Source organism: Collinsella sp. An271, assembly GCF_002159695.1.
GTDB classification, from domain to species: domain Bacteria; phylum Actinomycetota; class Coriobacteriia; order Coriobacteriales; family Coriobacteriaceae; genus Collinsella; species Collinsella ihumii.
Window position 1 is genome coordinate 48208 of record NZ_NFJE01000005.1, and the last position, 25442, is coordinate 73649.

General features: G+C 64.3%; 21 protein-coding genes and 1 riboswitch. Of the genes, 5 read left to right on the forward strand and 16 right to left on the reverse strand.

Annotated features, from left to right (window positions below):
• Nucleotides 1-38: 38 nt before the first annotated feature.
• Genes B5F74_RS05785 through B5F74_RS05795 form a run of 3 tightly spaced genes read right to left on the reverse strand, consistent with a single transcriptional unit; the run spans nucleotide 39 to nucleotide 3384 of the window.
• Nucleotides 39-1229 (reverse strand): ABC transporter permease, encoded by a 1191-nt coding sequence (locus B5F74_RS05785; protein WP_087200810.1) that lies wholly within the window; start codon nucleotides 1227-1229, stop codon nucleotides 39-41.
• Nucleotides 1216-2439, reverse strand: a complete 1224-nt coding sequence (locus tag B5F74_RS05790; protein WP_087200811.1) for an ABC transporter permease — start codon at nucleotides 2437-2439, stop codon at nucleotides 1216-1218. Before B5F74_RS05790 ends, B5F74_RS05785 begins: the two co-directional genes overlap by 14 nt.
• 9 nt (nucleotides 2440-2448) lie before the next feature.
• A complete protein-coding gene (locus tag B5F74_RS05795; protein WP_087200813.1) occupies nucleotides 2449-3384 on the reverse strand; it encodes an ABC transporter ATP-binding protein in 936 nt (311 codons plus the stop codon).
• Nucleotides 3385-3719: 335 nt separating this feature from the next.
• Here B5F74_RS05795 and B5F74_RS12600 point away from each other — a divergent pair, with 335 nt between their 5' ends.
• Entirely contained in the window at nucleotides 3720-4490 is a 771-nt protein-coding gene (locus tag B5F74_RS12600; RefSeq protein WP_239283374.1) for a LuxR C-terminal-related transcriptional regulator, read from the forward strand.
• Nucleotides 4491-4556: 66 nt separating this feature from the next.
• Here the strand turns inward: B5F74_RS12600 and B5F74_RS05805 are convergent, their stop codons facing one another.
• The 9 genes from B5F74_RS05805 to B5F74_RS05845 form a co-directional block, all read right to left on the reverse strand.
• Nucleotides 4557-6083, reverse strand: coding sequence for a UDP-N-acetylmuramoyl-L-alanyl-D-glutamate--2,6-diaminopimelate ligase (locus B5F74_RS05805; protein WP_087200815.1), 1527 nt, complete (start codon nucleotides 6081-6083; stop codon nucleotides 4557-4559).
• A 522-nt stretch (nucleotides 6084-6605) separates the two neighbouring features.
• Complete coding sequence (locus B5F74_RS05810; RefSeq protein WP_087200817.1) at nucleotides 6606-7109, reverse strand: 4Fe-4S binding protein; 504 nt, start codon at nucleotides 7107-7109, stop codon at nucleotides 6606-6608.
• Between the two features lie 6 nt (nucleotides 7110-7115).
• Nucleotides 7116-8207, reverse strand: a complete 1092-nt coding sequence (locus B5F74_RS05815; protein ID WP_087200819.1) for a nickel-dependent hydrogenase large subunit — start codon at nucleotides 8205-8207, stop codon at nucleotides 7116-7118.
• A gap of 3 nt (nucleotides 8208-8210) precedes the next feature.
• Nucleotides 8211-8861: an NADH-quinone oxidoreductase subunit C gene (locus B5F74_RS05820; RefSeq protein WP_066831297.1), complete on the reverse strand. Its 651-nt coding sequence runs from the start codon at nucleotides 8859-8861 to the stop codon at nucleotides 8211-8213.
• The gene (gene nuoB, locus B5F74_RS05825) at nucleotides 8862-9374 is read right to left on the reverse strand and encodes an NADH-quinone oxidoreductase subunit NuoB (RefSeq protein ID WP_239283375.1); all 513 of its coding nucleotides are present in this window, start codon (nucleotides 9372-9374) and stop codon (nucleotides 8862-8864) included.
• 12 nt (nucleotides 9375-9386) lie between these two features.
• A complete protein-coding gene (locus B5F74_RS05830) occupies nucleotides 9387-12260 on the reverse strand; it encodes a proton-conducting transporter membrane subunit (RefSeq protein ID WP_204212465.1) in 2874 nt (957 codons plus the stop codon).
• A gap of 190 nt (nucleotides 12261-12450) precedes the next feature.
• Nucleotides 12451-13635, reverse strand: coding sequence for an FprA family A-type flavoprotein (locus B5F74_RS05835; protein WP_066831290.1), 1185 nt, complete (start codon nucleotides 13633-13635; stop codon nucleotides 12451-12453).
• 197 nt (nucleotides 13636-13832) lie between these two features.
• Nucleotides 13833-14225: a helix-turn-helix domain-containing protein gene (locus tag B5F74_RS05840; RefSeq protein WP_066831288.1), complete on the reverse strand. Its 393-nt coding sequence runs from the start codon at nucleotides 14223-14225 to the stop codon at nucleotides 13833-13835.
• A 303-nt stretch (nucleotides 14226-14528) separates the two neighbouring features.
• A complete protein-coding gene (locus tag B5F74_RS05845; protein ID WP_087200998.1) occupies nucleotides 14529-16592 on the reverse strand; it encodes an elongation factor G in 2064 nt (687 codons plus the stop codon).
• Nucleotides 16593-16996: 404 nt separating this feature from the next.
• Here B5F74_RS05845 and B5F74_RS05850 point away from each other — a divergent pair, with 404 nt between their 5' ends.
• The 4 genes from B5F74_RS05850 (at nucleotide 16997) to B5F74_RS12605 (ending at nucleotide 22162) form a co-directional block, all read left to right on the forward strand.
• Complete coding sequence (locus tag B5F74_RS05850) at nucleotides 16997-18184, forward strand: hypothetical protein (RefSeq protein ID WP_143753807.1); 1188 nt, start codon at nucleotides 16997-16999, stop codon at nucleotides 18182-18184.
• Nucleotides 18185-18269: 85 nt separating this feature from the next.
• Nucleotides 18270-18468, forward strand: a riboswitch (cobalamin riboswitch).
• Between the two features lie 16 nt (nucleotides 18469-18484).
• Nucleotides 18485-18985 (forward strand): DUF4430 domain-containing protein, encoded by a 501-nt coding sequence (locus B5F74_RS05855; protein WP_087200820.1) that lies wholly within the window; start codon nucleotides 18485-18487, stop codon nucleotides 18983-18985.
• Between the two features lie 73 nt (nucleotides 18986-19058).
• A complete protein-coding gene (locus B5F74_RS05860; RefSeq protein ID WP_087200822.1) occupies nucleotides 19059-19931 on the forward strand; it encodes an energy-coupling factor transporter transmembrane component T in 873 nt (290 codons plus the stop codon).
• Nucleotides 19916-22162, forward strand: a complete 2247-nt coding sequence (locus tag B5F74_RS12605; protein WP_239283376.1) for an ATP-binding cassette domain-containing protein — start codon at nucleotides 19916-19918, stop codon at nucleotides 22160-22162. The genes B5F74_RS05860 and B5F74_RS12605 overlap by 16 nt, the downstream gene beginning before the upstream one ends.
• A gap of 52 nt (nucleotides 22163-22214) precedes the next feature.
• Here B5F74_RS12605 and B5F74_RS05875 read toward each other — a convergent pair whose 3' ends face one another.
• From B5F74_RS05875 to fabG, 4 genes are all read right to left on the reverse strand, one after another.
• Complete coding sequence (locus tag B5F74_RS05875; RefSeq protein ID WP_239283384.1) at nucleotides 22215-22661, reverse strand: winged helix DNA-binding protein; 447 nt, start codon at nucleotides 22659-22661, stop codon at nucleotides 22215-22217.
• A gap of 42 nt (nucleotides 22662-22703) precedes the next feature.
• Nucleotides 22704-23144, reverse strand: coding sequence for a 3-hydroxyacyl-ACP dehydratase FabZ (fabZ, locus tag B5F74_RS05880; RefSeq protein ID WP_087200825.1), 441 nt, complete (start codon nucleotides 23142-23144; stop codon nucleotides 22704-22706).
• A 67-nt stretch (nucleotides 23145-23211) separates the two neighbouring features.
• Nucleotides 23212-24456, reverse strand: coding sequence for a beta-ketoacyl-ACP synthase II (gene fabF / locus B5F74_RS05885; RefSeq protein WP_087200827.1), 1245 nt, complete (start codon nucleotides 24454-24456; stop codon nucleotides 23212-23214).
• A 174-nt stretch (nucleotides 24457-24630) separates the two neighbouring features.
• Nucleotides 24631-25371, reverse strand: coding sequence for a 3-oxoacyl-[acyl-carrier-protein] reductase (gene fabG / locus B5F74_RS05890; protein ID WP_066830416.1), 741 nt, complete (start codon nucleotides 25369-25371; stop codon nucleotides 24631-24633).
• Nucleotides 25372-25442 lie beyond the last annotated feature (71 nt).

Genomic DNA, 25442 nt, shown 5'->3' on the forward strand with positions numbered 1-25442 from the left:
ACGCCCATGCGGTGCGAACCGGTACGGCCGCGCCAGCCCTACTGAACAGGACGGGAGCGAGCGGCAGCGAGCCCGATGGCCGCAAAGGCCACGGCGAACAGCGCCGTGATGCCCATGCCGCAACCGGCCTCGGCGAGCACATCGGCCGTGAGCTGCGGAGCCGAGAGCAGCGAAGCGACGGCCTCGTTGGTCCAGAAAGCCGGAGAGAACCGAGCCGCAGTCTGCACGGCGTCACCCAGCAACGCGATGGGCACCCATGCACCGCCCAGAAAGGACATGATTATGCCGCCGATATTGCCGAGCGCGTTGAGCCCTTCCTCGCCCACGCCCAGCATGGCGAGCATGAAGGCGACGGACAGCGGCACGAGGGCGAACACGAGCATGGCGACGAGCGCCAGCATCACCTGGGCCGGTGCGACGACGAGCGTGCCGATGCCGCTCGACACGACCCCCACCGCGCTCGTAGCCGCCCACACGCCCACCGTGATCACAAGGCAGCCGAGCAGCATGTTCAAACCGAGCCTGCGGGGGCGCAAAGGCGATGCGAGCATGCGGCGGCGAACATCGGGCTCCGTCATCTTGGAGAGCACGAGACCCACGCAGACCACCACCGAGCACATGAGCGTATAGGTGCTGAAGCTCAAATATGTCTGCAGCGGATACGCGGAGCTCGTGGCGACCTCGGCGGCCTCGACCTCCACGTCAGCACGGCGACCCGCCGCGGCATCGACGGCGGCGGCGACCTCGGCGGCGCTCGCCTCGGGCTCCAACGCCGCCTCGGCGCCTGCAAGCGAGACCCAGCGGGCGGCCTGCTGCTCGGCAAACGCCGACGCCTGCGTGTAGCCGCCGTACGCGACCTGCAGACGCGGCAGGTCGCCGTCGCTGCGCGCGGCAGACAGGCAATCGTCCTCGAACCCCTGGGGCACGATGATGACCGCATCGACCTGATTGGTCGCCAGCGCATCCTGCAGCGCGAACTCCTCGTCGGGGACGTCAGCCACATCGTGTATGCGGGAGAGATAGCCCTCCAGGGCTTCCGACAGGTCGGAATCGTCGCGATCGATCACGGCCAAGCTCGCCTGCGCGGGTTCATATGTTTGGGTATCCTCCTCGACGTAGGCGGCACCGCCGGTGACAAACGATCCGATGAGGGACAGAAATAGCACGTACACGCCCAGATAGATGGGGTGCTTGAACGCGATGGCGAGAGCGGTCCTAAAGATGCGCATAGCGATGCCTCCTGAACAGCGGGGCCGCGCACGCGAAGAGCACCGCGCCCCACGCGACGCAGGCGAGCAGGCGGGCGGCGAACGGTACCAGGGACTCGTAGAAATACAGGCTGTAGAACAAGTCACATACGAGCTTGGTGGGATTGATCCACGCCGAGATGGGCACGGCGCGCGCGATGCTGTCCGCCAGCTTCATGGTGGGTTCGCCGTACAGGCCCGCAAAGATGGACAACACGCAGGTGAGGCCCGTCAGGATACCCGACCCCGACGATGCCGACCCCTTGAGCGGCAGCGATCCGACAAGCGCCCCAAACCCCGTGGCCATGCAGGCTCCGGCTGCCAAGGCCAGAAGGCACAGCCCCTCGCGTCCCTCGAAATCGATACCGACAACGAAGCGGATGAAGGCGAACGCCACGGACAGGAAGATCGCCGACAGCGCCCACGAGCCCAGCAGGGCGCCCGCAAGCTGCCGGATGCGGCTCGTGCCGGCGATGCAGCGGCGCGCCGCCACGGCAGAGGCCGTGGGCCTGATGTTGCTCACGGCGATCATGGAGAGCTGGGCCACGAACATGGTGGCCATGCCCATAAGGGCATAGTAGTAGCGCACGGTCTCGTCGGGCGTGCCGCGCGTCAGCGAGATGTGCTCGGTGTTGGCCGCGAGCGACAACGCGCGCTCGACGACCTGCGGGTCGGACAGGGCGGAAGGGTCGCGTGCGACGAGGTCCTCCAACAGCGTCTCGGACTGGGTATAGGAGCTCGCCACGGTTTCCAATATCGAACGGTTGATTCCGTAGCTTCGCCCCCGATCTCCCTGGTGCGCCGAAGAATACTCAGGTGCCACGGTAAGCTGGACCTCCCCCGCGTCATCGACGCGAAACACGCCGTCGACCTCGCCGGTATCCAGTAGATCGCGGGCCTCTGCGAGGGTTTCGACCTCGGTGACGACGAGCAGGGCGGCACCGGAGTCGTCCCCGGAGACGTCGCCGCCCTCATCGGCTAGAGCGCTGACCGCCTCCGCGAACATCGAATCATCCCAGGTGGCATCGGCCACCACCGCAACCGGCACGGCGTCCACCGATCCGTCGTTGCGCATACTTGAGAACATGAACATGAACAGCGTCGCCATCAGCACGGGGAACGCGAGGGCCCACACGAGCGCGCTGGGCGTCCTCAGCAGCATGATCACGGTCGCTTTGAAGGTACTTCGCATGATGGCCCCCTAATCGCGCAGCTCGCGGCCGGTAAGCTCGAGAAACACGTCGTTTAAGGTCGGAGGCTCGGCATACACGCGCCCCAGCTGCACGCGGGCCGCTCCCAGCACCCCGAGCACGTCGGTGAGGTTGTGCGGGCTCGCCTCGCAGCGCACGGTGAGCGTCTGGTCGGCATGCCCTGCCTCCAGCACGTGGGGCAGCGCGCGAAGGCGCCGCAATACGGCATCGGACACCGAGGGGACCTCGATCACGATCTTCTCGCCCGTGGACACCATGCGCTTGAGCTCCTCGTTGGTGCCCTGCGCCAGCACGCGGCCCCCATCCATGATCATGATGCGCGAGCAGATCTGCTCGACCTCCTCCATGTAATGGCTTGTATAGACCACGGTCGCACCCTCGTCGCGAAGCCCCTTGATACCAGCGAGAATGGCGTTGCGGCTCTGCGGATCGACCGCCACGGTGGGCTCGTCGAAAAAGATGAGCTCGGGCTTGTGCGCAATGCCGCACGCGATGTTGAGGCGGCGCAGCAGGCCTCCGGAGAGCTTCTTGGGGCGGAACCCCGCGAACTCGGCGAGGCCCACGAAGTCGATGGCCTCATCAACCAACGCGCGGCGGCGCGCGCGGTCCGATACGTACAGCGAGCAGAAGAAATCGATGTTCTCGCGGACCGACAGCTCTTCGAGCACCGCCACCTGCTGGGGCACGATGCCGATCCTCCTCTTGAGGTCATAGCGCGCCGGCGCCATATCCTCGCCGAACAGGCGGATCGAGCCCCGATCGTATGTGAGCAGCTGGAGCATGCAGTTGATGGCCGTGGTCTTGCCGCTGCCGTTGGGCCCCAGCAGTCCGAATATCTCCCCCTCGGCGATATGGAGATCGAAGTGGTCGAGTGCGAGCAGCTCGCCATAGCGCTTGACCAGTCCGTCCACCGCGACGATATCCATGGATGCCTCCCATCCGGTCCTCGATCCGGCACGACGCCGAACCCGCCTGCATCGGCATCTCGGGCAGGCGGACGCCGCGCGGCCGATCATTTTGGAAACCATGCTGCGTCCAGTGTGCTCGAGCACCGCGACGAACGCCAGTGACATTTGTCATGGTCTATGTTTTCGCAGGTAGATAGCATTGGTTGTGCACGCTTGCGCACCGATGGACAAAGGGAGGCGAACGCGGCTTGAACCCCCGGGCGCCCGCCGCGCAACACGAGCACGAGGCCGATCCGCCATCGCAGCCGCCTTCTTCAGGCAGAAGGAGGAACCTCCCTTGCTATGATAGGAACATGGAACGCACGATCGACAAGCTTCTGGTCTTCTGCGGGTGCGCAGCCTGCCTTCTGCCCCTCCTTCCCGGGGGCCTGGGCACCGCTGGCGTCATCATGACGCTGCTCGCCATCTGCAGCGCGGCGCTGTCCGATGCGCTCCCCGAGCGAATTCGTGCAGCGATGCCCATCTGCTACTGCATATGCGCTTTGTCCACGCCCGCGGGAGCAGGCTTCATTCCCCTGGCGCTCTACGACACCGCACGCGACCTGCACCGCATCGACCGGATGCGCGCCTCATGGATTGCGCCGGTCGCCTCGCTGTGCATATCGGCCGTCCTCTGGCGGCCCGAACTGCTCACCCTGTGCGCCACGGCGGCCCTCAGCGGACTCGCCGCAGCGCTCTCGGCGCGCACGAGCCGCATGCTCGCCCGGCAGGCGACCCTCAACCGCACACGCGACGACCTGACCACGCGCGCCCGAGCCCTCCTTGACCGGGCACGGGGCCTCGAAACCCGCCTGGACGACGCGCTTCGGCATGCAGATACGACGGATACGGCATCCCGGACAGCGGGCGCGGACGAACCCGAAAGGCGGCCCGCGGCCTTCGCCTGCCTCACCGACCGTGAATACGAGGTCGCCCGCCTCATAGCCGAAGGGCTGGACAACCGGGAGATCGCGGCGGCGGCCTATATGGGCGAGGGCACCGTCCGCAACCACATCAGCTCGATCCTCTCCAAGCTGCGGCTCAAAAATCGCACGCAGATCGCCATCGCGTTCTGGCGCGGCTGAGCAGGGCCCCATGCGGGCATCGCCATGCGCATGGGAGACGGGCGACGTCTTTCGGTAACGCGCGAGTTACTCGGCGCTTCCCCGACGGATACCGAGCGCTCTGTCGAGCTGAACGTTATCGGGCTCATAGGGCTCGCGCACGCCGTTGCGCAACATGAAGGCGTCGTCGCCCTTGCCCGCCACGACGATCACGGCGGGACCGGACGTCTCGCGCACGATCGTGCGAATCGCCTCGGCGCGGTCGAGCACGATCTTCCAATTCTCGTTGCCCTGGGCGGCGACCGCACGCGCGATGGCGTCGCAGATGTCAGCCGGATTCTCGGGACCGGGGTCGTCCTCGGTGATCACGATGCGATCGGCGAACTTGCCGGCCGCCTCCCCCATCGTCTCGCGACGATCGACGCCCTTGCCGCCCGTCGATCCAAAGACCACGGCGATCTCGCGCTCCGGATAGGTCTGACGCAGCTCGCGCAGCAGCATTTCCAGACTCATGCCGTTGTGCGCGTAGTCGACGACGCCGACGATACGGCCGTCGTCGGAGCGATGCATCTCCATGCGGCCAGGGACGCGCACCGCCTTGAGGCCTCGCTCGATCGACGCTCCCTCGACGCCGAGCGCCACCGCGCAGGCGATCGCCGCCAGTGCGTTCGACAGGTTGAACGTAGCAGGTGTCGGAAGGTCGACGGTCAGCACGCCCGCAGGCGTCTGCACGCGAGCGCGCAAGCCCGAATCGCCGCGCACGGCACCGAGCGCATGGATGTCCGCCCGCACGTCGGAGAGCGAGTAGGTGAGCACGCGCCCGCAGGAGCGCGCGGCCTCGAGCACACGGTCGGCCACATCCATGTCCAGATTGACCACCGCGACGCGGCAGTTGTTGAACAGCATCAGCTTGCTGGCAAAATAGTCCTCGAGCGTCGGGTGCTCGATCGGCGAGATGTGGTCTTCACCGAAGTTGGTGAACGCGCCCACGGCAAACTCGATGCCCAGCGTGCGATGGAACTTGAGCGCCTGGCTCGACGCCTCCATCACGATCTGCTGGCATCCGGACGCTGCCGCGTTGGCGATGCGGCGCTCCAGGGTAAACGGCTCGGGCGTCGTCAGCAGGCTCTCGCCTCGCTCCGCTCCGTCATCGAACTCGACACCGGTCAGGAAGGCGGGCGCCGCGGCGCCGTTGCGTCGAGCATGCTCGGCGAGGATGCTGCGCAGATAGTACACGCAGGTCGTCTTGCCCTTGGTGCCCGTGAACGCGCAGACCTGGGTCCGTGCGGACGGATGATCATAGGCGGCGTCCGCAAGGAGACCGAGGGCGCGACGGATGTCGCGCACAAGCACGCAGGGGGCATCCACGCCGTAATCGACGGTAGAGACGTAGGCGACGGCGCCGGCGCCGCAGGCATCAACAAGATACTCGCGCTTGAACGCTGCACCCTTGCAGACAAACAGCGTTCCCGGAACCGCCTCGCGCGAATCATCCGTCGCGCAACGGATTTCCAGCTCGCCTGCACCCTCAGGAGCCTGCAGCAGATTGCCGTCCTGTGCAAGGATTGAAAGATAGTGCTCGAGCGGATACGTTTGCTGGATGGCGGCGGGCATGCGCACTCCCTGGTGTCTGCGTTCAGTTTCGGTCACAGTCACCAAGTGTACTCCAAGGGCGCACGGCGTGCCCCGATTCGGGCCGCCCGCGGTGCGGCCGGCAAGGCGTCGCTGGCGGATTCCAGGGCCCGTATGCGCACGGTGGAAAAACCGCACCGCAAAACTGCAGGAGCGAGGGGATTGGTATATCTTGAAAACGAATTTGGTATCAACTCGGGAAGTACGGATGGAAAACGGCCATACCTGACAAGCTTGTGACCTGCGGTTTCTTTACCCAGCGCATTCCGAAGGCCTTGGGAAGGGCCTTCGATCCGCTCGCACGTGGCCTCTTTTCCCGTAATTTGATACCAAATTCAAAACGGAGCACCCTCAAGCCTTGGTAAAACCTTTTATCGGGGTGCGGTTCTGCACGCGGGCGGATACAGCGGTCTCCTCACGCGTTCCGGAAGACAAACAAAAACGACGAGGGCCCCGCCCGCACGGCAAGACCCTCGTCATGTGACAGCTTGCAGAATCCCAGACCTACTCGGAGGCCTCCTGCGCGGCCTTGGCGGCCTTCTTTGCCGCAGCGGCCTTGCGCGCAGCCTCGACGCGCGCCTGCTGCTCAGGCGTCAGCTCGCGCTTAGACTTGGCAGCAGCGCCACCTGCCGCCTTGGCGCCGGCGGCGGGCTTGGCGGGTATGTCCTTGTGCATCGTGAAGACGGAGAGCTCCGTCGCGGGTTCCGTGCAGTGGACATCCATCGACAGGCAGTTCTTGGGGCACTCGTGCGTGCATGAGGCGCACTGGACGCAGCGATACGGGTCGATGGTCCAATCGCCCGCCTTGCGATCGACCGTGATCGCGCCGACCGGGCAGGCGCGCTGGCACATGCCGCACAGGATGCAGACGTCGATATCGTTGACCACATGGCCGCGCATCTGGGGGAACAGGCGCTCCAGGTCGCGCTTCTCATACGGGTAGCGCACCGTCGCGGGCTTGCTCACCAGGGAGCGCAGCGTCATCTTAGCGAGATTGAATGATCCCATACGGCCCTACCTTTCCGTGCAGCTGATGCACGGGTCGATGGTCAGGATGATCATAGGCACGTCGGCCAAGTCGACGCCCTGCAGCGCACGCACCATGCCGGCCAGGTTCTGCGAGGTCGGCGTGCGCAGGCGGAAGCGGTCGAGGTACTTCGTGCCGTTGCCGCGCACATAGTAGAACGCCTCGCCACGCGGCTGCTCGATCAGCACGTGCGCGCGTCCCTCGGGAGGCACCACCTTGGGTCCGGGCTTGCCGCCGATGCCGTCGTGCGGAATCTTGGCGACCAGCTCCTTGACGATATCGATGGACTGGAAAACCTCCTCGCAACGCACCTTGCAGCGGGCGTAGCAATCGCACTCGTTGGAGATGATGGGCTCGAAGTGCTCGAGGTCGCCGTAGGCGCCGAACCCCGTCGTACGCATATCGTGCTCCACGCCGGAGCCCTTGGCGAACGGACCGACCATCGACAGCTCGAGGGCGTCCTCGAACGAGATGTAGCCCACGCCGCACAGACGGCTGCGCACCGAGGAATCGTTCAGCATGGTGTCGACGATGATCTTGTAGTCATGGCGCAGGCTCTCGAGCTTGTCGCATACGTCGCGCAGCATGCTGTCCTCGATGTCGTGAGCCATGCCGCCCACGATGCAGATGGACAGGATGATGCGGCCGCCGCAGGTCTCCTGGAAGATGTCGAGGATGGTCTCGCGCAGGCGCCAGCAGTGGTTGAACAGGCTCTCGAATCCAAAGCCGTCGGCAAGCAGGCCGAGCCACAGCAGATGCGAATGAATACGGGACAGCTCCTCGAGAATGGCGCGCAGGTAGTCGACGCGGCGGGGTACCTCGATGCCGAGCAGCTTCTCGGTCGCGGCGGCATAACCGTAACCGTGACCAAAGCTGCAGATGCCGCAGACGCGCTCGGCGACGTACACGAACTGGTTGTAGTCGCGCTTCTGAACGAGCTTCTCCAGGCCGCGGTGGACAAAACCGATCTGCGGGATGGCCTCGACGACGTTCTCGTCCTCGACGACCAGGTCAAGATGAACCGGCTCGGGCAGCACCGGATGCTGCGGGCCGAACGGGATGACGGTACGGGTTGCCATGCACTACTCACCAGCCTTCTGGGTACGCGCGGCGAGCGCGGCGCGAATCTTGGCCGCCTTCTCGGGATCCATGTTCGCGAGCTTCTCCTCCATCTTCGCCGCACGCTCCTCGGGCGTGGGCTTGGCGGCCTTGGGCCCCAGATCGTCGACGGCCGCCACGGCAGCGGCGTCGGCGGTGGCGCGATCCTCGGTCAGCGCGCGTTCGGCGCTCTTGGCCTCGGCGGCCTCGCGGGCGGCCTTGGCCTCCTTGGCGGCCTTCGCGGCGCGCAGCTTGGCAGCCTTCTCGCGCTCCGCCTTCATCTCGGGCGTGATCACGGTCATGGGCGCCTTCTCGGCAAGCTCGAAGAAGTGGCCGCCGAAATCAAGCTTCATGTTGATGAACTGCACGCCGAACAGGTCATGGGCCTCGTTCTCATATGAAAACGCGGCGAAGTACAGATCCTGAATCGAGGGGACCTCGGCCCCCTCGGGCACGCGCACGCACAGGTTGAGGGCGTTGTCGCACGTCTCGTCGTAGAACGTGTAGACCAGATCGATGCCGCCCTCGGGAAGCTCGGCGCACAGCTGGACGAACCGCATGCCCTGGTGCTTGAGGCTCTGGATGCGCGTCAGAAGATCGCACAGGTCGATATCGACGAACTCGGTGGTGTACATCTACTCTTCCCTCGCCTTCATGGCAGCAAGACGCGCATTGACCGCCTCGTCGTCCAACAGGTCGTCGGGATCGCGCAGGACCTCGCCCGCCTCCAGACGGCGCGCCTTCTCGTCAAGGATCTCAACGCCCTTGAGCACCGCATCGATGATCGTCTCGGGGCGCACCGCGCAGCCCGGCGCGTACACATCGACCGGAATGGCCTTGTCCACGCCGCCGATGACGTTGTAGGCGTCGCGGAACACGCCGCCGGTGCACGCACAGATGCCGCATGCGACGACGACCTTGGGCTCCAGCATCTGGCTGTAGATATGGCGCACGACGCGGATGTTCTGCGCGTTGATGGAGCCGGTCACCAAGAAGATGTCGGCGTGCTTGGGGTTGCCCGTGTTGATGATGCCGAAGCGCTCGATGTCGTAGAGCGGCATGAGCGAGTCGAGCACCTCGATATCGCAGCCGTTGCAGCTCGATCCGTCGTAATGGATGAGCCACGGCGATTTGGAGTTATATCCCATATCACTTGCTCCTTAGATGAACGGGGTGACGAGCACGTAGAACAGGTTGACGACGCCCATCACCAGCGCGACGAGCCACGCGAGCTTCAGGCAGTTCTGCCACTTGGTGCGCGCGAAGTTGTTGTCGATGGCGACCTCGAAAAACCACGTGATCGCGACGACGGCGAGAGCGACCACGATGGAGATGGGCGAATCCCAGATGAAGAACATGCCCACCCACATGAGGAACAGGACGCTCTCGCACCAGTGCATGATCTCGATCTTGGCGAGCGTGCGGCCGGTCATCTCGGTCGTAATGCCCTTGAGCAGCTCCTGGTGCGCATGATGGCTGTAGGACAGGTCGAACGGGCTCTTGCGCAGCTTGATGGTCAGGATGAACAGCAGACCCAAGAAGATGGGGATGAGGGTGGTGACGATCGGCGCATCGATCTGGAACAGGCGCGCGATGTCGAACGACTGGGTCGCCGTGAAGAAGCCGACCGTCATGATCAGCAGCATGGGCTCATAGGACATGACCTGCAGGCACTCGCGATCGGCGCCGGCGTCGGCCCACGGGGAGCGCGAGGAGTACGCAGCGATGATCACGAACAGGGTGGCGAGCGTGACCAAGAAGACGCACATCAGCAGGTTGGAACCGGAGATGAACATGCCGCCGGCGAGGATGCAGAAGACGAGCGCGCAGGTGACGTACGCCTCGTCGATGGCGTTGACGCTCGTCTGCTCCTTGGACAGCAGCTTGCGCACGTCGTAGTAGGGCTGCAGCAGCTTCGGTCCCACACGCCCCTGCATGCGCGCGCTGACCTTGCGGTCAAGACCGTCGAGCAGGCAACCGACGATGGGCGCGCAGACGCCGAAGACGACCACGCCGACGAGGATGCCCACAAGGCCGGGACCGACCAGCAGCACCTCGCGCTCGACGAGGAACGCGCCGCCGGAGAGCAGGCCGGGATTGAAGATGAAGCAGGCGGCGAACGCCATGAGCAGCACCGACGTGCAGACGATCAGGCCGACGTTCGTGAGGATGCCCTCGGGGAAGATGTCGTTCAGATACCAGTTGCGCTTGGTCGAGCGCATCGTGCGGCCCATCGATCCCAGGTAGGTGCGCGAATCGGCGTCGATGCACGTGCCGGACAGATACACGTGCTGACGGGCCTTCGAGGAGCGACCCCACGGGGTCAGCAGCACGATGGCGATAAACAGGACGATAGCGACCATGATGAGCATGTTGTCGATATCGATGAGGCGCGGGACCTTGTTGTAGGTGAACTCGAGATAGGGCCCGATCACGTACTGGGAGATGATCGGCAGCAGCACGCAGCACATGACGAGCAGCGCGGAGATGAACCCAATGGCCGCCCACTCGGTCGCATGGACGCCGCCCTCGACGTTCTCGGCCTTCTGGGACACGCCGGCGAGCTTGCCGAGCCACTTGGCCCAGAAGAAGAACGTCGCGGCGGAGCCGAACGCGAGCAGGATCAAGAAGATGACGTTGCCCGTCTCGGCAAACGACACGAGCGTCGCCCACTTGGAGATGAGCATGCCGAAGGGGGCCACGAACATGCCCATGATGCCGAGCATCATGAAGCGGGTCAGATGCGGCAGGCGGCTGAACAGACCGTCCATATCCTCGATGTTGCGGCTGCCAATACGGTGCTCGACCGTGCCGACGCACAGGAACAGCACGGACTTGGACACCGTGTGGAAGATAATCAGGAAGATGGCGGCCCACACGGCCTCGGCGGTGCCCACGCCCGCGCAGGCGGAGATCAGGCCGAGGTTGGCGATCGTGGAGTAGGCGAGCACGCGCTTGGCGTTGCTCTGGGAGATCGCCAGAAACGAGCAGAGCACGAACGTGATGCCGCCGATGCCGACGACCATGGCCGACGCGGCCGGATAGATCAGGTAGAGCGGGGCGAGCTTCACGAGCAGGAAGACGCCCGCCTTGACCATGGTGGACGAATGCAGAAGCGCGCTCGTGGGGGTCGGCGCGACCATGGCGCCGAGCAGCCACTTGTGGAACGGCATCTGGGCGGCCTTGGTGAGGCCGGCGACCGAGAGCAGCATGAGCGGCAGGATCATCAGGTCGGGCTGCTCGCCCGCCGCGAACTCGATAAGGCCGTTGATGGACAGCGGGATATGGACCACGTGCATGATCACGAGCGCGATATGGAACGCGATGCCGCCGACCATGTTGAGGTTGATCTGAAGCAGGGCGCTCTTCTTGGCCTCGTCGGTTTGCGTGAACCCGATCATGAGGAAGGAGCACACCGTCGTGATCTCCCAGCCGGCGACCAGCCAGTCCATGTTGTCGGACGTCACGATGATGAACATCGCGGACAGGAACAGGAACATCAGGGCGATGAACTGGTGGCGGCGATCGGACACGGGGGTGCCCAAGCGCTTGGCCGCCTCCTCCTCATGATGCTGGAAGTCCTTCATGTAGCCCAGCGCGTAGACGCAGATCGCGCTGCCGACCAGGCCGACAATGAGGACCATGATCACCGACAGGGTGTCGATGTACATGGGCTCGGGCATGGCGTCTTCGGGGTGGATGGCCATGGAGCCGCACCAGACGGAGATGACGAGCTGGACGGTCGCGAGCACCAGCGCGATGGCGTTACGCGAGCGAACCGCGAACACGAACACGAATCCGCACAAAAACAGGTCCGTCGCCGTCGCCAGGTAGTTACCGATAAGCGACGTTTCGCTGGAAAACGCGAAGGTGGTCGGGTTTCCCATGAAGGTGACGGCGGTGATGATGCTTGCGATGCCGATGATCACCGCGGAGCCGATCACGAGCGGATCGCGAACCGTGTCGGTGCGCAGAAACATCAGCGCGATCGCCACGACAAGGGGAAACGCGATCAAAAAGCCCAGTAAAGCCATAAGCACCCCTCTTCATATAAAGCTTTTCAATCCCATTAACGGTAACACTCGGTGCACATTTTCGCCACATCTTGTCCACAGGAGGAGACGCGCGGGGAAGCAGCGGCGAGAGCCCGACAGAGCATCGCATGCCCCGAACGAAAAGCGCCCCGCCCGCAGAAGCGGACGGGGCGCGATGCAGGCCGAAGCTCTACTCCTGAGCGGCCTCGATCATCTTGCAGACGGTGTCCTGAAGCTCGGCCAGGTTCTCCTCGGAAGGAATCCACTGCTGAGCCACGACGGGCACGGGCAGCTGGAATTTGGCGTTCTCCAGCTCGGCGTACACCTGCTTGGGGCCGAGCGGCGCCCAACCGTAGGAGCCGAACGCCAGGCCGATGCGCATGCTGTTGTTGGGCGACAGGCCGCGCATGTAGGTGAGGAAGCCCGCCACGGTCGGCATCATGTTGGAGTTCAGGGTCGGCGAGCCCACGGCGACGTACTTGGCATCGCACATCTCGAGGATGATGTCGGAGACATGCATGTGCTTGACGTCGATGAGCTCGGCGGGGATGCCCTCCTTGATGAAGGCGTCGGTGATCTCGCGCGCCATGGCCTCGGTGGAGTGCCACATGGAATCGAACACCACGACGGCCTTGTCCTGCATCTGATACGTGGTCCAGGCCTCGTACTTGTCGAGGATGTCGGCGATGTGGCTGCGCCAGATCACGCCGTGGCTCGGGCAGATCATGTTGAGGTCGAGCGTCTTCACGACGTCGAGGGCCTTCTTCGCCTGCATGCCATAGGGCCACACGATGTTCGCGTAGTACTTCTTGGCCTGCTTGTAGACCTCGCACAGATCGTTCTCGTCATCGAAGCGCTTGGTCGAGGCGAAGTGCTGGCCGAAGGCGTCGTTGGAGAACAGAATCTTGTCCACGTCGGAGTAGGTGACCATGTTGTCGGGCCAGTGGACCATGGGCGTGGTCACGAAGGTCAGCGTGCGCTTGCCGATGGAAAGCGTCTCGCCGGACTTGACCGGGGTGGCCTCGATGCCGAAGTGGGCGCGGACCTCGTTCACGCCGGCGCCGGCGGATGCGTAGATGGTCGCGTTGGGGGCGATCTTGTGGATGGCGGGCAGCGAACCGGAGTGGTCCATCTCGACATGGTTGGTGATCACGACATCGATCTTGGAGGGGTCGACGACCTGCGAGATGCGCTGCAGGAACTCATCGGTAAACGTTGCCTTGGCGGTATCGATGAGCGTGATCTTCTCATCCATGATGAGGTACGCGTTGTACGTGATGCCCTTCTCGGTGGTGTATCCGTGGAACGAGCGCTCGTTCCAGTCGATGCCACCGACCCACCAGATATCGGGAGAGATCTCGATTGCGTTGAGCATGCGGCTTCCTTTCACCTGTGCTCGCAGATACCGATAGGTACCTGCAGTTCTTTAAGAATCTGCTACATGATAGCACGCAGATATGCGACAAAAGGGAGCGAGCGGATTCGCCTGCGAGCGAAACGCTGAATAATTCACTCCGCGCCAGGCGCCCGCCACGGGGACGCACGGCGCGGAGTGAATTGGCTGGCGTTTCCCTAGGACTTGGGATGCTTGGGCTTGCGGCCGCGCGGCTTGTTCACCAGCGCCTCGGGACCGCCGTCGCGATACTGGCGGCACCACGTCTTGACCGACGACTCGCTCGGGACCCCGTGCTTGATCATGACCTCGCGCACGGACATGCCCTGCTCGATACGGTCGCGAACGACCGAGAGCTTGAGCTCATAGGGGTACACACGGTGCGTGGACCCGGCATTCATGACAGCCGCCTGTCCGCCCACGGCATACGAACGAGCCCACTGGCGCGCGGTCGCCTCGGGAATACCCAGCTCGACCGCAAGGGCGCGATGCCCCACTCCGGTGGCCAAAATCCGGGCCGCACGCTTGCGGATCTTTGCGTCATACTTTCTGGCTTGCGTGTTCTCGGTCATGTCCCACCTTGATCTGATGACGTACCATAATCTGCCCACAATACAGCAGTTTTGATGGTAGCACGGAAATAGTTTGTCACCACGCTATTTACAAAAGGCAATGATGACTCCTTATCTGATGCCCACCTAGGTACGGTACTATACCGTTCTCCATCGCACTGCCATATATTCCAACCAACATACTAGGAAACTGCACGAATGCACGCGCCCAATCCCCGTCGCGTCATCGGAAGGCTGATATAAGACGAGGGGACGGATGATGCGTCCGCCCCCTCGTCGTCAACGTCTTGTCCGCGCCAGAGCTTACCTACCCTGTGCGCGAGACTCCTCGTAGAACTCGATCAGGTGCTTCTGCACGTCGTAGGGAACCTGCTCGTAACCGGCGGGCTCCATGGTGAAATCACCGGTGCCGCGCGTCAGCGAGCGCAGGCGGGTCGCGTAATCGACGAGCTCGGCGTACGGGACGGTCGCGGTGACCACGGTGTTGCCGCGATCATCGGTATCCATGCCGGTGACGCGGCCGCGGCTGGCGGACACGTCGCCCATCACGGCGCCGGCATAGCTCTCGGGGATGGTCACGGTGATGTTCTCCATGGGCTCGAGCACCACCGGGTCGGCCTCGGCGCAGGCCTTCTTGAGCGCGATGCGCGCGGCGGCGCGGAACGCCATCTCGTTGGAGTCGACCGGATGATAGGAGCCGTCGTAGCACGCCACGCGGATGCCCGTCAGCGGATAGCCGGCGATGACGCCTTCCTTCATGGTCTCCTGGACGCCCTTGTCGACCGCGGGGATGAGGGCGCGCGGGATGCGGCCGCCCACGACCTCGTCGACGAACTCGTAGTCGCCGTCGGCCAGCGGCTCGACGCGCAGGTAGCAATCGCCGAACTGGCCCGCGCCGCCGGTCTGCTTCTTGTGGCGGCCCTGGGCGCTCGCCACGCGGCGGATGGTCTCGCGGTACGGAATGCGGATGGGGACGATGTGCGCCTCGACCTTGGTGCGCTCCTCGAGGCGGTTGAGCAGGACGGACACCTGGGCCTCGCCCACCGCGGAGATGATGGTCTGGCCGGTCTCCTCGTCGCGCTCGATCTTCATGGTCGGGTCCGCCTCGCACGCCTTGTCGATGAACGTGAAGAGCTTGTCTTCCTCGCTGCGGTTCACGGCCTCGATGGCGATGCGATACTGGCTGTTCGGGAACTTGAACGCAGCGGCCTCGATCTTGCCGGACACCGACAGCGTGTCGCCGGTATCGGCGGAGATCTTGGTGGTGACGATGATGTCGCCCGCCTCTGCCTTGCCGACCTCGTTCATGTCGCGGCCGCACATGACGTACAGGTGCGCCAGGCGCTCGCTCTTGCGGGTGCGGGCATTCACGAGCTCGATGCCGGGGGTGAGCGTGCCGGTCAGAACCTTGAGGAAGGAGATGCGGCCCTGCTGGGCGTCGTTCAGGGTCTTGAACACGAAGGCCACGGGGCGATCGTCCTCAGAGGAGATCTTGAGGGTGTCGCCGTCCATGAGCGGCATCTCGCCGTAATCGGTCGGCGTCGGGAAGTAGGTGGCGATATCGTCCATGACGGAATGGACGCCGAGCTCCTTGGTGCAGGAGCCGACGAACACCGGGACGAACAGGCGCTGGGCGATCGCCTTGGAAAGCAGGCTCTCGACCTCTTCCTGGGTAAGCGGCTCGCCGTCGAGATACTTCATCATGAGCTCATCGTCGGCCTCGGCGACGGCCTCGCACAGCTGCTCGCGCGCGGCCTCGGCGGCGGGCAGGTACTCCTCGGGGATGTCGAACTCGGTCTGCGTGGTGCCCTCGCAGTGGCGCGCCTTCATGCGCACAACGTCGATGACGCCCTCGAACGCCTCGCCCGTGCCCCACGGGAGGGTGACGGCGCCCAGGCGCATGCCGAAGCGCTCGCGCAGCTGCTCCATGCAGGCGTCGTAATCCGCCGTTTCCTTATCGATGCGGTTGATGAAGACGGCGCGCGCCAGGCGCAGGTCCTCGGCGGCGTACCACAGCTTAACGGTCGTGGGCTGCGGCCCCTCGGAGGCGTCGACCACGAACAGCGCCGTCTCGCTGACGGCCATGGCCGCATACGCGTCGCCGATGAAGTCGGGGTAGCAGGGCGCATCGAGCACGTTGATGCGCGTGCCCTTCCAGTCGATGGGGGCGATGGAGGTGGAAATGGAGACGCCGCGCTTTACTTCCTCGGCGTCGTAATCCAGCGTGGGCTTGGTGCCCGCGTGACCGCCCAGACGGGTGGTCTTGCCTGAAAGATGCAGCATCGATTCTGCCAGGGAGGTCTTTCCTACTCCTCCCTGGCCAACCAAGACGACGTTCCTCACATTGTTCGTCTGAGGTGCACCCATGATGACCATCCTTTCTTCGGCACGCGTGGCGCCGACGAGCAGCGAGGCGGCATATCGCCCCGCATTTCAGCCGTATGGCTTGAGACTACCCCGGAGAGCTCCGGTCATAACTGACGTATCGCCAGACGGCGCACTGCAGCGCGCTAAAGGGTTGAAAGGGTGAGGAGACATGTGCCTTATCGTCTTCCCGCAAAAAACGTCGCGACGGATTTTGCGGGAAGACGGAGCCCGTTGTGCATAACGGCCAAATCGATATAGCTGTTTACCTGCGATGTTTTCATTATGCTTTATCAGCTGTGAATATTTCTTGCGCGCTTCCCGCAAAATCCGTTACTTCGTAATATATCGACAAAAATACTTTCTACATATATACAATATTGAGTGCTAATGATACTCTATTTGCTATGAAAGACTGGATACTGCATGGCATATCGGCTCTTGAATTCCTACGCACACCACCGTGCATCAGAGAGCTTGAATTTCCTCCCGAGGTGCTGGAGTCGCTGAATCGCGCTTCGCCTTCATATCGAGAACGCTTGAATACCCCACAGCTCATCTTGGAGATCCGCCACGAAATCTTCCGCTCGCTTAAAGGGGTCTCGATTCCCGTTCACGTGCTAACCGACGGAATCCCACGCGGCGCGTCGCCCTATGCCGTATGGCATACCAGGTCGAATGATATCTCCGACGATGATCTTGAGCAGATTTCCGACAACCTCTACGCCACCTCACCGCGGGTGGCGCTCCTCCATATGGCTCGCGACTGCACGCCCGTGCAATTGGCTATGGTCATGATGGAGTGCTGCGGACTCTACGCCACCTGTCCTGGCACGTCTCGCATGCAGCGCGCCATAAGCCTGCTCGACACTACATGCGGGCTGCCCGACACGACGCGACAACTCGCGGCGTTCTACGGACTCGACGGGAAACCGCTTGCGTTCACCGACAACCACGGCGCCCCCTTGCCTTGGAGCCCCTGCAGAACGCGCGACGGCACCATCTCCAATCTCTGGAAACGACCGCCGCTGTGCAGCATCGAAGAGCTTGCGGAGTTTTCCAAATCGCTGGGACCGGTGCACGGGGCAAAGACCTTCAGGCGCGCACTCGAGATGGTCGTCGCGGGTGCCGCCTCTCCGCTGGAGGCCCAGGCCGCTCTCCTCATGGGCATCAACAGGAAGCTTGGGCTCGAGGGGCTTCCACCGTTTCAGCTCAATCGTCGTGTCAAGCTATCGCCCTCTTCGGCATCGGCGTGGGGATCGCCCATCTGCGTCGTCGACATCGGATGGTTCGACGAGGGGAGCCACACACCAAGTCTGTGCTGCGAGGTGGAGGGAGCGGCATTCCACGGCATCGCGCTCGAAGATAGCAAAGGGACGCAACGGGACGACTCAGCGCGCAAAACGGCTCTGCGCAGCATGGATATCGCCGTTGAAACCATCACACACTCCCAGATCAAGAACATCGAGCGATGGGACGTGCTGATGGACGTGCTCTACCGGCATCTCGGCATCGAACGCCCGGAGCGCACCAAAAGGTTTATGGAGCAGCGGGTAAAGCTTCGCAAAGACCTGTTTGGGAGGCCTCGGCTCTGAGCGCTCATATGAAATCGGTGCCTGTCCCCGTTTTCTTTTGGGAAAACGGGGACAGGCACCGATTTCTCACCTACAATCGAGGCGCATTGTTATTTGGCCAGATGGATGGTGCGGAGACGCACGGGCGCAGGCGAGATGCCGAACGCCCAGGGGAACGGGGTGAAAAACCCCAGCTGTACCAGCAACCGTGAGTTCAGCTGCCGCGAGCATATCGTCGTAGATCGGGCGACGAGACGCGGTGTGGGAACGAGCCGGATCGCCTCTCCATCGGTATGGGCCCTGGGGAGAAAGGCATGTATCATGCTCGAAAACCTGTCTCGCGCACTGTCCGCACTTTCGCGCCGCACCGTTGCAATCGGTGCGCTGACCTGCGCGCTTGCCGTTGCCTGCCTGGGCGGCTGCACGCAGACCACCGCCAGTGATGGCGGCTCGGGCGCAAGCGACGCCGCCGTCGTCGCCGACACGGGATCTGCCGCGGCGCCCGCTGCCGACGACGCCCAGATCGCCGTGCAGGTGGTCGTCGACTCGAGCGCGGCCGACGGCAGCGTGACCTATGACGACACCGTTGAACTGGACGAAGGTGCCACCGTGCTCGACGCGATCAAGGCAACCGGCCTTGAGCTGGACATCCAGGACTCCGACTACGGTTCGTTCGTGAACGGGATCGGAGGGCTCGCCTCGTTCGACTTCGGCGATTCGAGCGGTTGGGGCTATGACCTCAACGGCGAGACGGTGATGGATTCCGCCGACGTGGCAACCGTATCGGATGGCGATGTCCTCACCTGGACCTACCTCGTCTAGTCGCCACCATACGCGCCCGCGCCGACCTTGCAGACTGCGGTCGGCGCGGGCGTTTTTTGCAAGAGGCATCCTGATGCACGTTCGATACAATCCTTTTTCCGATTTCCATCCTGCGGTGGTCGTCGTCTACCTCGTCTGCGCCGCCGGCTTTGCCATGGCTGCCTCGCAACCGGTCTATGCAGCGCTCTCGTATGCAGGCGCGGGCGCATGCGCCTGCTGCGTGCGCGGAATACGCGCCGGATTGCGCCAGATCGGCTGGACGATCCCCGTGGTAGGGGTGGTCGCCGTGGCGAACCTCCTGTTTGTAGGCCGCGGAGCCCACGTTCTGTTTTCGCTATTCGGCCGCGCGTTCACCGCGGAGGCCCTGTTTTTCGGCGTGTGCACGGGCATCATGCTCGCTTCCGTCCTGCTGTGGATGACCACATGCCTCGCCTGCATCGATAGCTCCGCGGCAACCGAGATGCTCGGCGGCATCGCACCGACCGTCGCCCTGATGGTCACGCAGGCCATGCGCTTGATCCCCCAACTCGTTTCGCGCGGGCGCACCGTGGAGGCCGTCGCACAGGCGACGCCCGCGATCGCTCCGCGCACGACGCGCGAACGGGCGACCGGCCACCTGCGCACCAGCTCGGTCCTCATGGGCTGGGCGCTGGAGGACAGCCTGGTACGCGCCGATGCCGTGCGCGCGCGTGGATACGCCTGCGGGGCGCGCCGCACGGTCTACCGCCAGTCGCGCGTCCGAAAGGCCGATGCCGGGCTGATCGGGGCCATGTGCGCGCTCGCGGCGGTCAACGTGCCGCTCGTCGCCATCGCCTGTTCCCAATACGCGTTCTACCCCACCCCTCCCCAACTCGTGTTGTGGTGGGGATATGCCCCGTTCGCCGCACTCATGCTGGTGCCCGTCGCACTGTCGATACGGGGGTGGTGGCTATGGCGAACGCTCTGAGCGCCCGCGCGGTGCGAATCTGCGATCTCACCTTCGCCTACCCTGAACATGAACCGGTCCTCGAGCACATATCCCTCGAGGTGGATGCCGGCGCGTTCTGCCTTGTGAACGGACCCACCGGATGCGGGAAGACCACGCTTCTGCGTCTGCTCAAACCCGAATTGGCGCCCGAGGGGATCAAAACGGGCACCATCGAGGTACTCGGCGAGCAGGCGACGGATTCTCGACGATCGGCGACCGATATCGGCTTCATCATGCAGGATCCCGCAGCTCAGATCGTGTGCGACACCGTCTGGCACGAGATCGCGTTCGGGCTGGAAAACATCGGCATGGCGCAAAGCGAGATGCGCAGGCGCGTGGCGGAGGTCGCGCACTTCTTCGGCATCGAGCCGCTTATGCACACATCGACCGACGAGCTCTCCGGGGGACAGCAGCAGCTGGTGAACCTTGCCGGGGTGCTCGCGCTGCAGCCACGGCTGCTCGTGCTCGACGAGCCGACCGCGAGCCTCGATCCCGATGCCCGTCGGCAGTTTTTGTACCTGCTCAGTCGGGTGCACCGGGAACTCGGCATCACCGTCATCATGTCGACCCATCTGCCCGAGGAGGCCGAGCATCTGGCGACCCAGACGTTCGCGATCGGGCCCGTGCCGCCCGCCGTCCCGCGCGCCGAGCTCGACCGTCGGCTTGCCGTTCGCTGGAGCACCTTCCGTCGGGGCCTGCCGGTCCTGTCGGCGCACGACCTGTTCGTCCGCTACGACCGCGATGCCCCCTGGACACTGCGGGGCCTCGACCTCACCGTCTGTCAGGGCGGCGTGCACGCCATCGTCGGCGGCAACGGCTGCGGCAAGTCGACCCTGCTCAAATCGCTCGTCGGCATCTTGCGACCCCAGCGTGGGCATGTGGGGAACACCTGTCATGAAACCCAAAGCTACCTGCCGCAGGACCCGAAGGCGCTTCTGGTGTGCAACACCGTCGCCGACGAACTCGACGAATGGCGCGAGCGGGCGGGATATAGCGCCGACGACATCGCGCGCATGATCGAGCGCATGGGGCTTTCCGGCCTTGAGGCCCATCACCCCTTCGACCTCTCCGGAGGGCAGCAGCAAAAGCTCGCCCTCGCAAAGGTGCTGCTCACCAGGCCCCGCCTGCTCGTGCTTGACGAGCCCACCACGGGACTCGACGCGAGCGGGGCGGCCGAGATCGTCACCATCCTGCGCGGCATCGCCGAGCGTGGCTGCACCGTTTTGCTCGTGACGCACGACCTGGATGTCGCCTACGCCGTCGCCGACGAGGTGTCGCTCATGTTCGACGGGCAGATCGCCTGCACCGAGCCTGCACGGGAGTTCTTCGGCCACAGCCTCATGTATCGCCCCCACGAGCGCGCGCGGCTGTTCGGCATGCTGCTGCAACGCGAGGAGGCACCGATGGAAGCGGTCGATCAGCCTCCCTCAGATGTGCGCACCTCCGTTGAAGAGGCCCCGCTCGAGCAGCCCCGACCCCGCAGGCTGAAGGGAAATGTAGCGATTGAGGCAATCGCCCTGGCCGCCGTGCCGGCCGTGCTCGTCATTGCGGGCTTGTGCGGGTTCAGGCAGACCGCCCTGCTGTCGTTTACCGTGGTGCTCGCCGCGCTCGGCATCTTTTTCGCCTCATACGAGATGGGCGAGATGCACATGCGCGAGATCATGCCCACCGTGGTGCTCGCCGCGCTCGCCGCCGCCGGCCGCGTGCTGTTCGCCGCGGTGCCGAGCGTGAAGCCGATAAGCGCCGTCGCGATCATCGCCGGCGTCTGCCTGGGAAGGCGTTCGGGCTTTATGGTTGGAGCACTTGCCGCCCTGACCTCGAATTTCTTTTTCGGACAGGGCGCGTGGACCCCATGGCAGATGTACGCTTGGGGACTCGTGGGCTATGGCGCGGGCGCGCTTGCGCAGATCGGCGTGTTCGGGCATCCGGACGCGAGCGGGCAGGAACGCAAGGGCATGCCGGCGCTGCTCATCTACGGATTCGTGGCCTCGGTGCTCTATGGGTGGATTCTCAACGCGTGGTCGATCATCGGCTACCTGCACACCGGGCTCGGTTTCAACCTGCTCGCGGTCTACGCCGCCTCGTTCCCCTTCGACGCCGCCCACGGAATCGCCACCGTCGCGTTCCTCGGCGCCCTTTACCTGCCCTGGCGCCGCAAACTCGCCCGCATCGTGCGCAGGTACGGCATAGAGCGCGGCGAAAACCGCTGACCGGGCTTGCGCAAAAAGGCGGCCCGCCATCCGACGGGCCGCCTTGCAGCACCTATGCCTTTGCTCCCGAGGCCGGCACGGTCACCTCGGGCATGAGCTCCTCGCTCATGACGGTCAGGATCTCCCCCATCTTCGTCAGGTCCTCCTCGGAGAACCGCTGACGGATGCGATCCATGACATCGTGGATATACGAGGAGCTGATGCGATAGTAGTCCAGGTACTTCTGCGTGGGGCGCAGATGGTACTCGCGCCCATCGCTTTCCGATTGGACCTTCTCGACATACCCCTTGCGGATAAGGCTCCCGATCTTGTAGGCCGCGTTCGAAGACGAGATGCGCATGAACTCGGCGAACTCGTGCACCGTCGGTGAACCGAGCGCGTAGATCGCTTCCATGGCGAACGCCTCGACCGTCGTCAGGCTCGCCTCGCGATCCTGAAAGCGCGAGAAGGTCTCCTGGTAGAAATGGAGCTTGAACTTGTTATATATGCTCTCAAACATCTCTTCCAACTCTTGATGCTCCCTGCGCGCTGACATGGCGCACTAGGCCTCGTCGGCGGAACCGAGGGCGAGCGTCAGCGTGGCGCTGCAGGCGACCTCGCCATCGACACGGGCCTCCGCCTCGACGAACGCGAACGAACGGCGCGTCTTGACGATGCGGCTCTCGAGCTCGAGCACGTCACCGGGACGCACCTGCTTGCGGAACTTCGCATCCTTGATGGACGCGAAGAAGCCGAGCTTGCCGCGGTTCTCGGGAAGCGACAGCATGGCGACGGCCGCGACCTGCGCGAGTGCCTCGACGATCAGCACGCCGGGCAGGACATGGTACTGCGGGAAGTGGCCGCAAAACACCGGGCTCATATTGCTCACGCACAGGCGACCGCGGGCCCAGGAGCCCTCCTCACCATCGGTGATGCGATCGACGAGCGCAAAGGGATAGCGATGCGGCAGGATCTCCGCGATCTGGTTGGAATCAAGCTGCATGGGAATGCTCCTTTTGATTCAGGGGAGAACGGAGGGTGAACTTTTAGGGACTGTCCCTAAAAGTTCACTAGCCTGCCCACTTCTTGAGCAGGACGCAGGCATTGTGGCCGCCGAAACCAAGCGAGTTGGACAGCGCGTACTCGAAATCGGCCGCACGGCCCTCGTTCGGCACGTAGTCGAGATCGCACTCAGGGTCGGCCTCGACGTAGCCGATGGTGGGCGGCAGGAACTGATCGCGCAGGGCGAGCGCGGTGAAGATGGCCTCCACGGCGCCGGCCGCACCGAGCATATGACCGGTCATTGACTTGGTGGAGGAGACGGCCATGTGGTAGGCGTGATCGCCGAACACGGTCTTGATCGCCGCGGTCTCGCCCTTGTCGTTGAGCGGGGTGGAGGTGCCGTGCGCATTGATGTAGCCCACGGCCTCCGGGGCCACGCCGCCGGCATCGGCCAATGCCTGCTCCATGGCGCGTGCGCCGCCCTCGCCGTTCGGCGCGGGAGCGGTGATGTGGTAGGCGTCGCAGGTCACGCCGTAGCCGACGATCTCGGCGATGATGTTCGCGCCGCGGGCCTGAGCGTGCTCGAGCTCCTCGAGCACCAGCATGCCGGCGCCCTCGCCCATGACGAACCCGCTGCGACGGGCGTCGAAGGGCACGGAGGCGCAGGTGGGGTCGTCGCCGACGTGCAGGGCGCGCATGGTGGTGAAGCCGCCGATGGAAAGCGGGGTGATGGCCGCCTCGGTGCCGCCGGTGAGCATGATGTCCGCATAGCCGTCACGGATATGGCGGAAGGCGTCGCCCACGGCGTTGGAGCCGCCGGCGCACGCGGTCACGGGGCAGGTGCACATTCCCTTGAAGCCGAACTCGATGGCCACCTCGCCGGCCGCCATGTTGGAGATGCCCATGGGGATGTAGAACGGGGAGCAGCGGTCGAATCCGCGCTTGAGGCAGCTGGTCTGCTGGGTCTCGGTCTCGCGGACGCCACCGATGCCGGAGGACACGATCACGCCGGCGCGGGTGAGGTCCTCGGAATCCAGGTCGAGACCGCTCTGCGCGATGGCCTCGCGCGCCGACACGATCGCGAGCTGCGTGAAGCGGGACTTGTGCTTGGCCTCGGGAGCGGAGAAATGCTCCTTGGGCTCGAAGCCCTTCACCTCTGCCGCGATCTTGACCTTCTGGGCGCTCGCATCGAACTGCGTGATGGGCGCGATGCCCAGCTTGCCGGCGCGAGCTGCGTCCCAGCTCTCAGTCGCGGTGTTACCGATGGGCGTCAGGGCTCCCATACCGGTGATAACAACCCTGCGTTTGGACATATGAAAGCTCCTTTCGGGAGATGAATTCGAACAATTGGAGGCGGGTCACTTTTGGTCGAGATACCCGCGATGCGCTGTCCCAGGTGCGCCAGGTTGTCCTGAAAGAGGAGGGCATAGACCTTAGAGTCATGACCGACGATTGAAGGGCAAGATGGCGCGCCTGGGTCAGCGAGCCTACATGGCCATGCCGCCGTCGACGGCCAGCACCTGGCCGGTGATGTAGGCCGCGTCATCGGAAACCAGGAAGGCGACGGCACGCGCCACGTCCTCGGGCTTGCCGGCGCGGGCGGCGGGAATCATGGAGCACATGGCCTGCTGGGCGGCCTCGGGCATAGCCGCGGTCATATCGGTCTCGATGTAGCCGGGAGCGACGGCGTTCACGCGGATGCCCGCGGCGGCCACCTCGCGCGCGACGGACTTGGTCATACCGATGAGGCCGGCCTTGCTGGCGGCATAATTTGCCTGCCCCGCGTTGCCCATGATGCCGACGACGCTCGCCATGTTGACGATGCTGCCGCTCTTGGCGCGCATCATGGGGCGCAGCACGGCCTTGGTCATGAGGAAGGCGCCCTTGAGGTTGGTGGCGATCACAGCATCGAAATCCTCCTCGCTCATGCGGGCGGCGAGCTTATCGCGCGTGATGCCGGCGTTGTTGACGAGGATGTCCACGCCTCCGAGCTCGCGCGCGGCCTCCACCAGCTCCTTTGCGGAGTCGGCGCTGGTCACGTCGCCCTTCACGGAGCGAGCGGCCACGCCCTCCGCCTCGACGAGCTTCACGGTCTCGTCGGCAGCGGCCGCGTTGCCGGCGTAGGAGAACACGACGTTGGCGCCGCGACGGGCGAGCTCGATGCAGATGGCGCGTCCGATACCGCGGCTGCCGCCGGTCACGATGGCGGTCTTACCGGTCAAATCCATGGGTAGTTCCTCCTTGGAACAAAACGTTAGGCGGTTTGGGGACGATAGGCCCCGCAGCAGGTCGCCGGGAC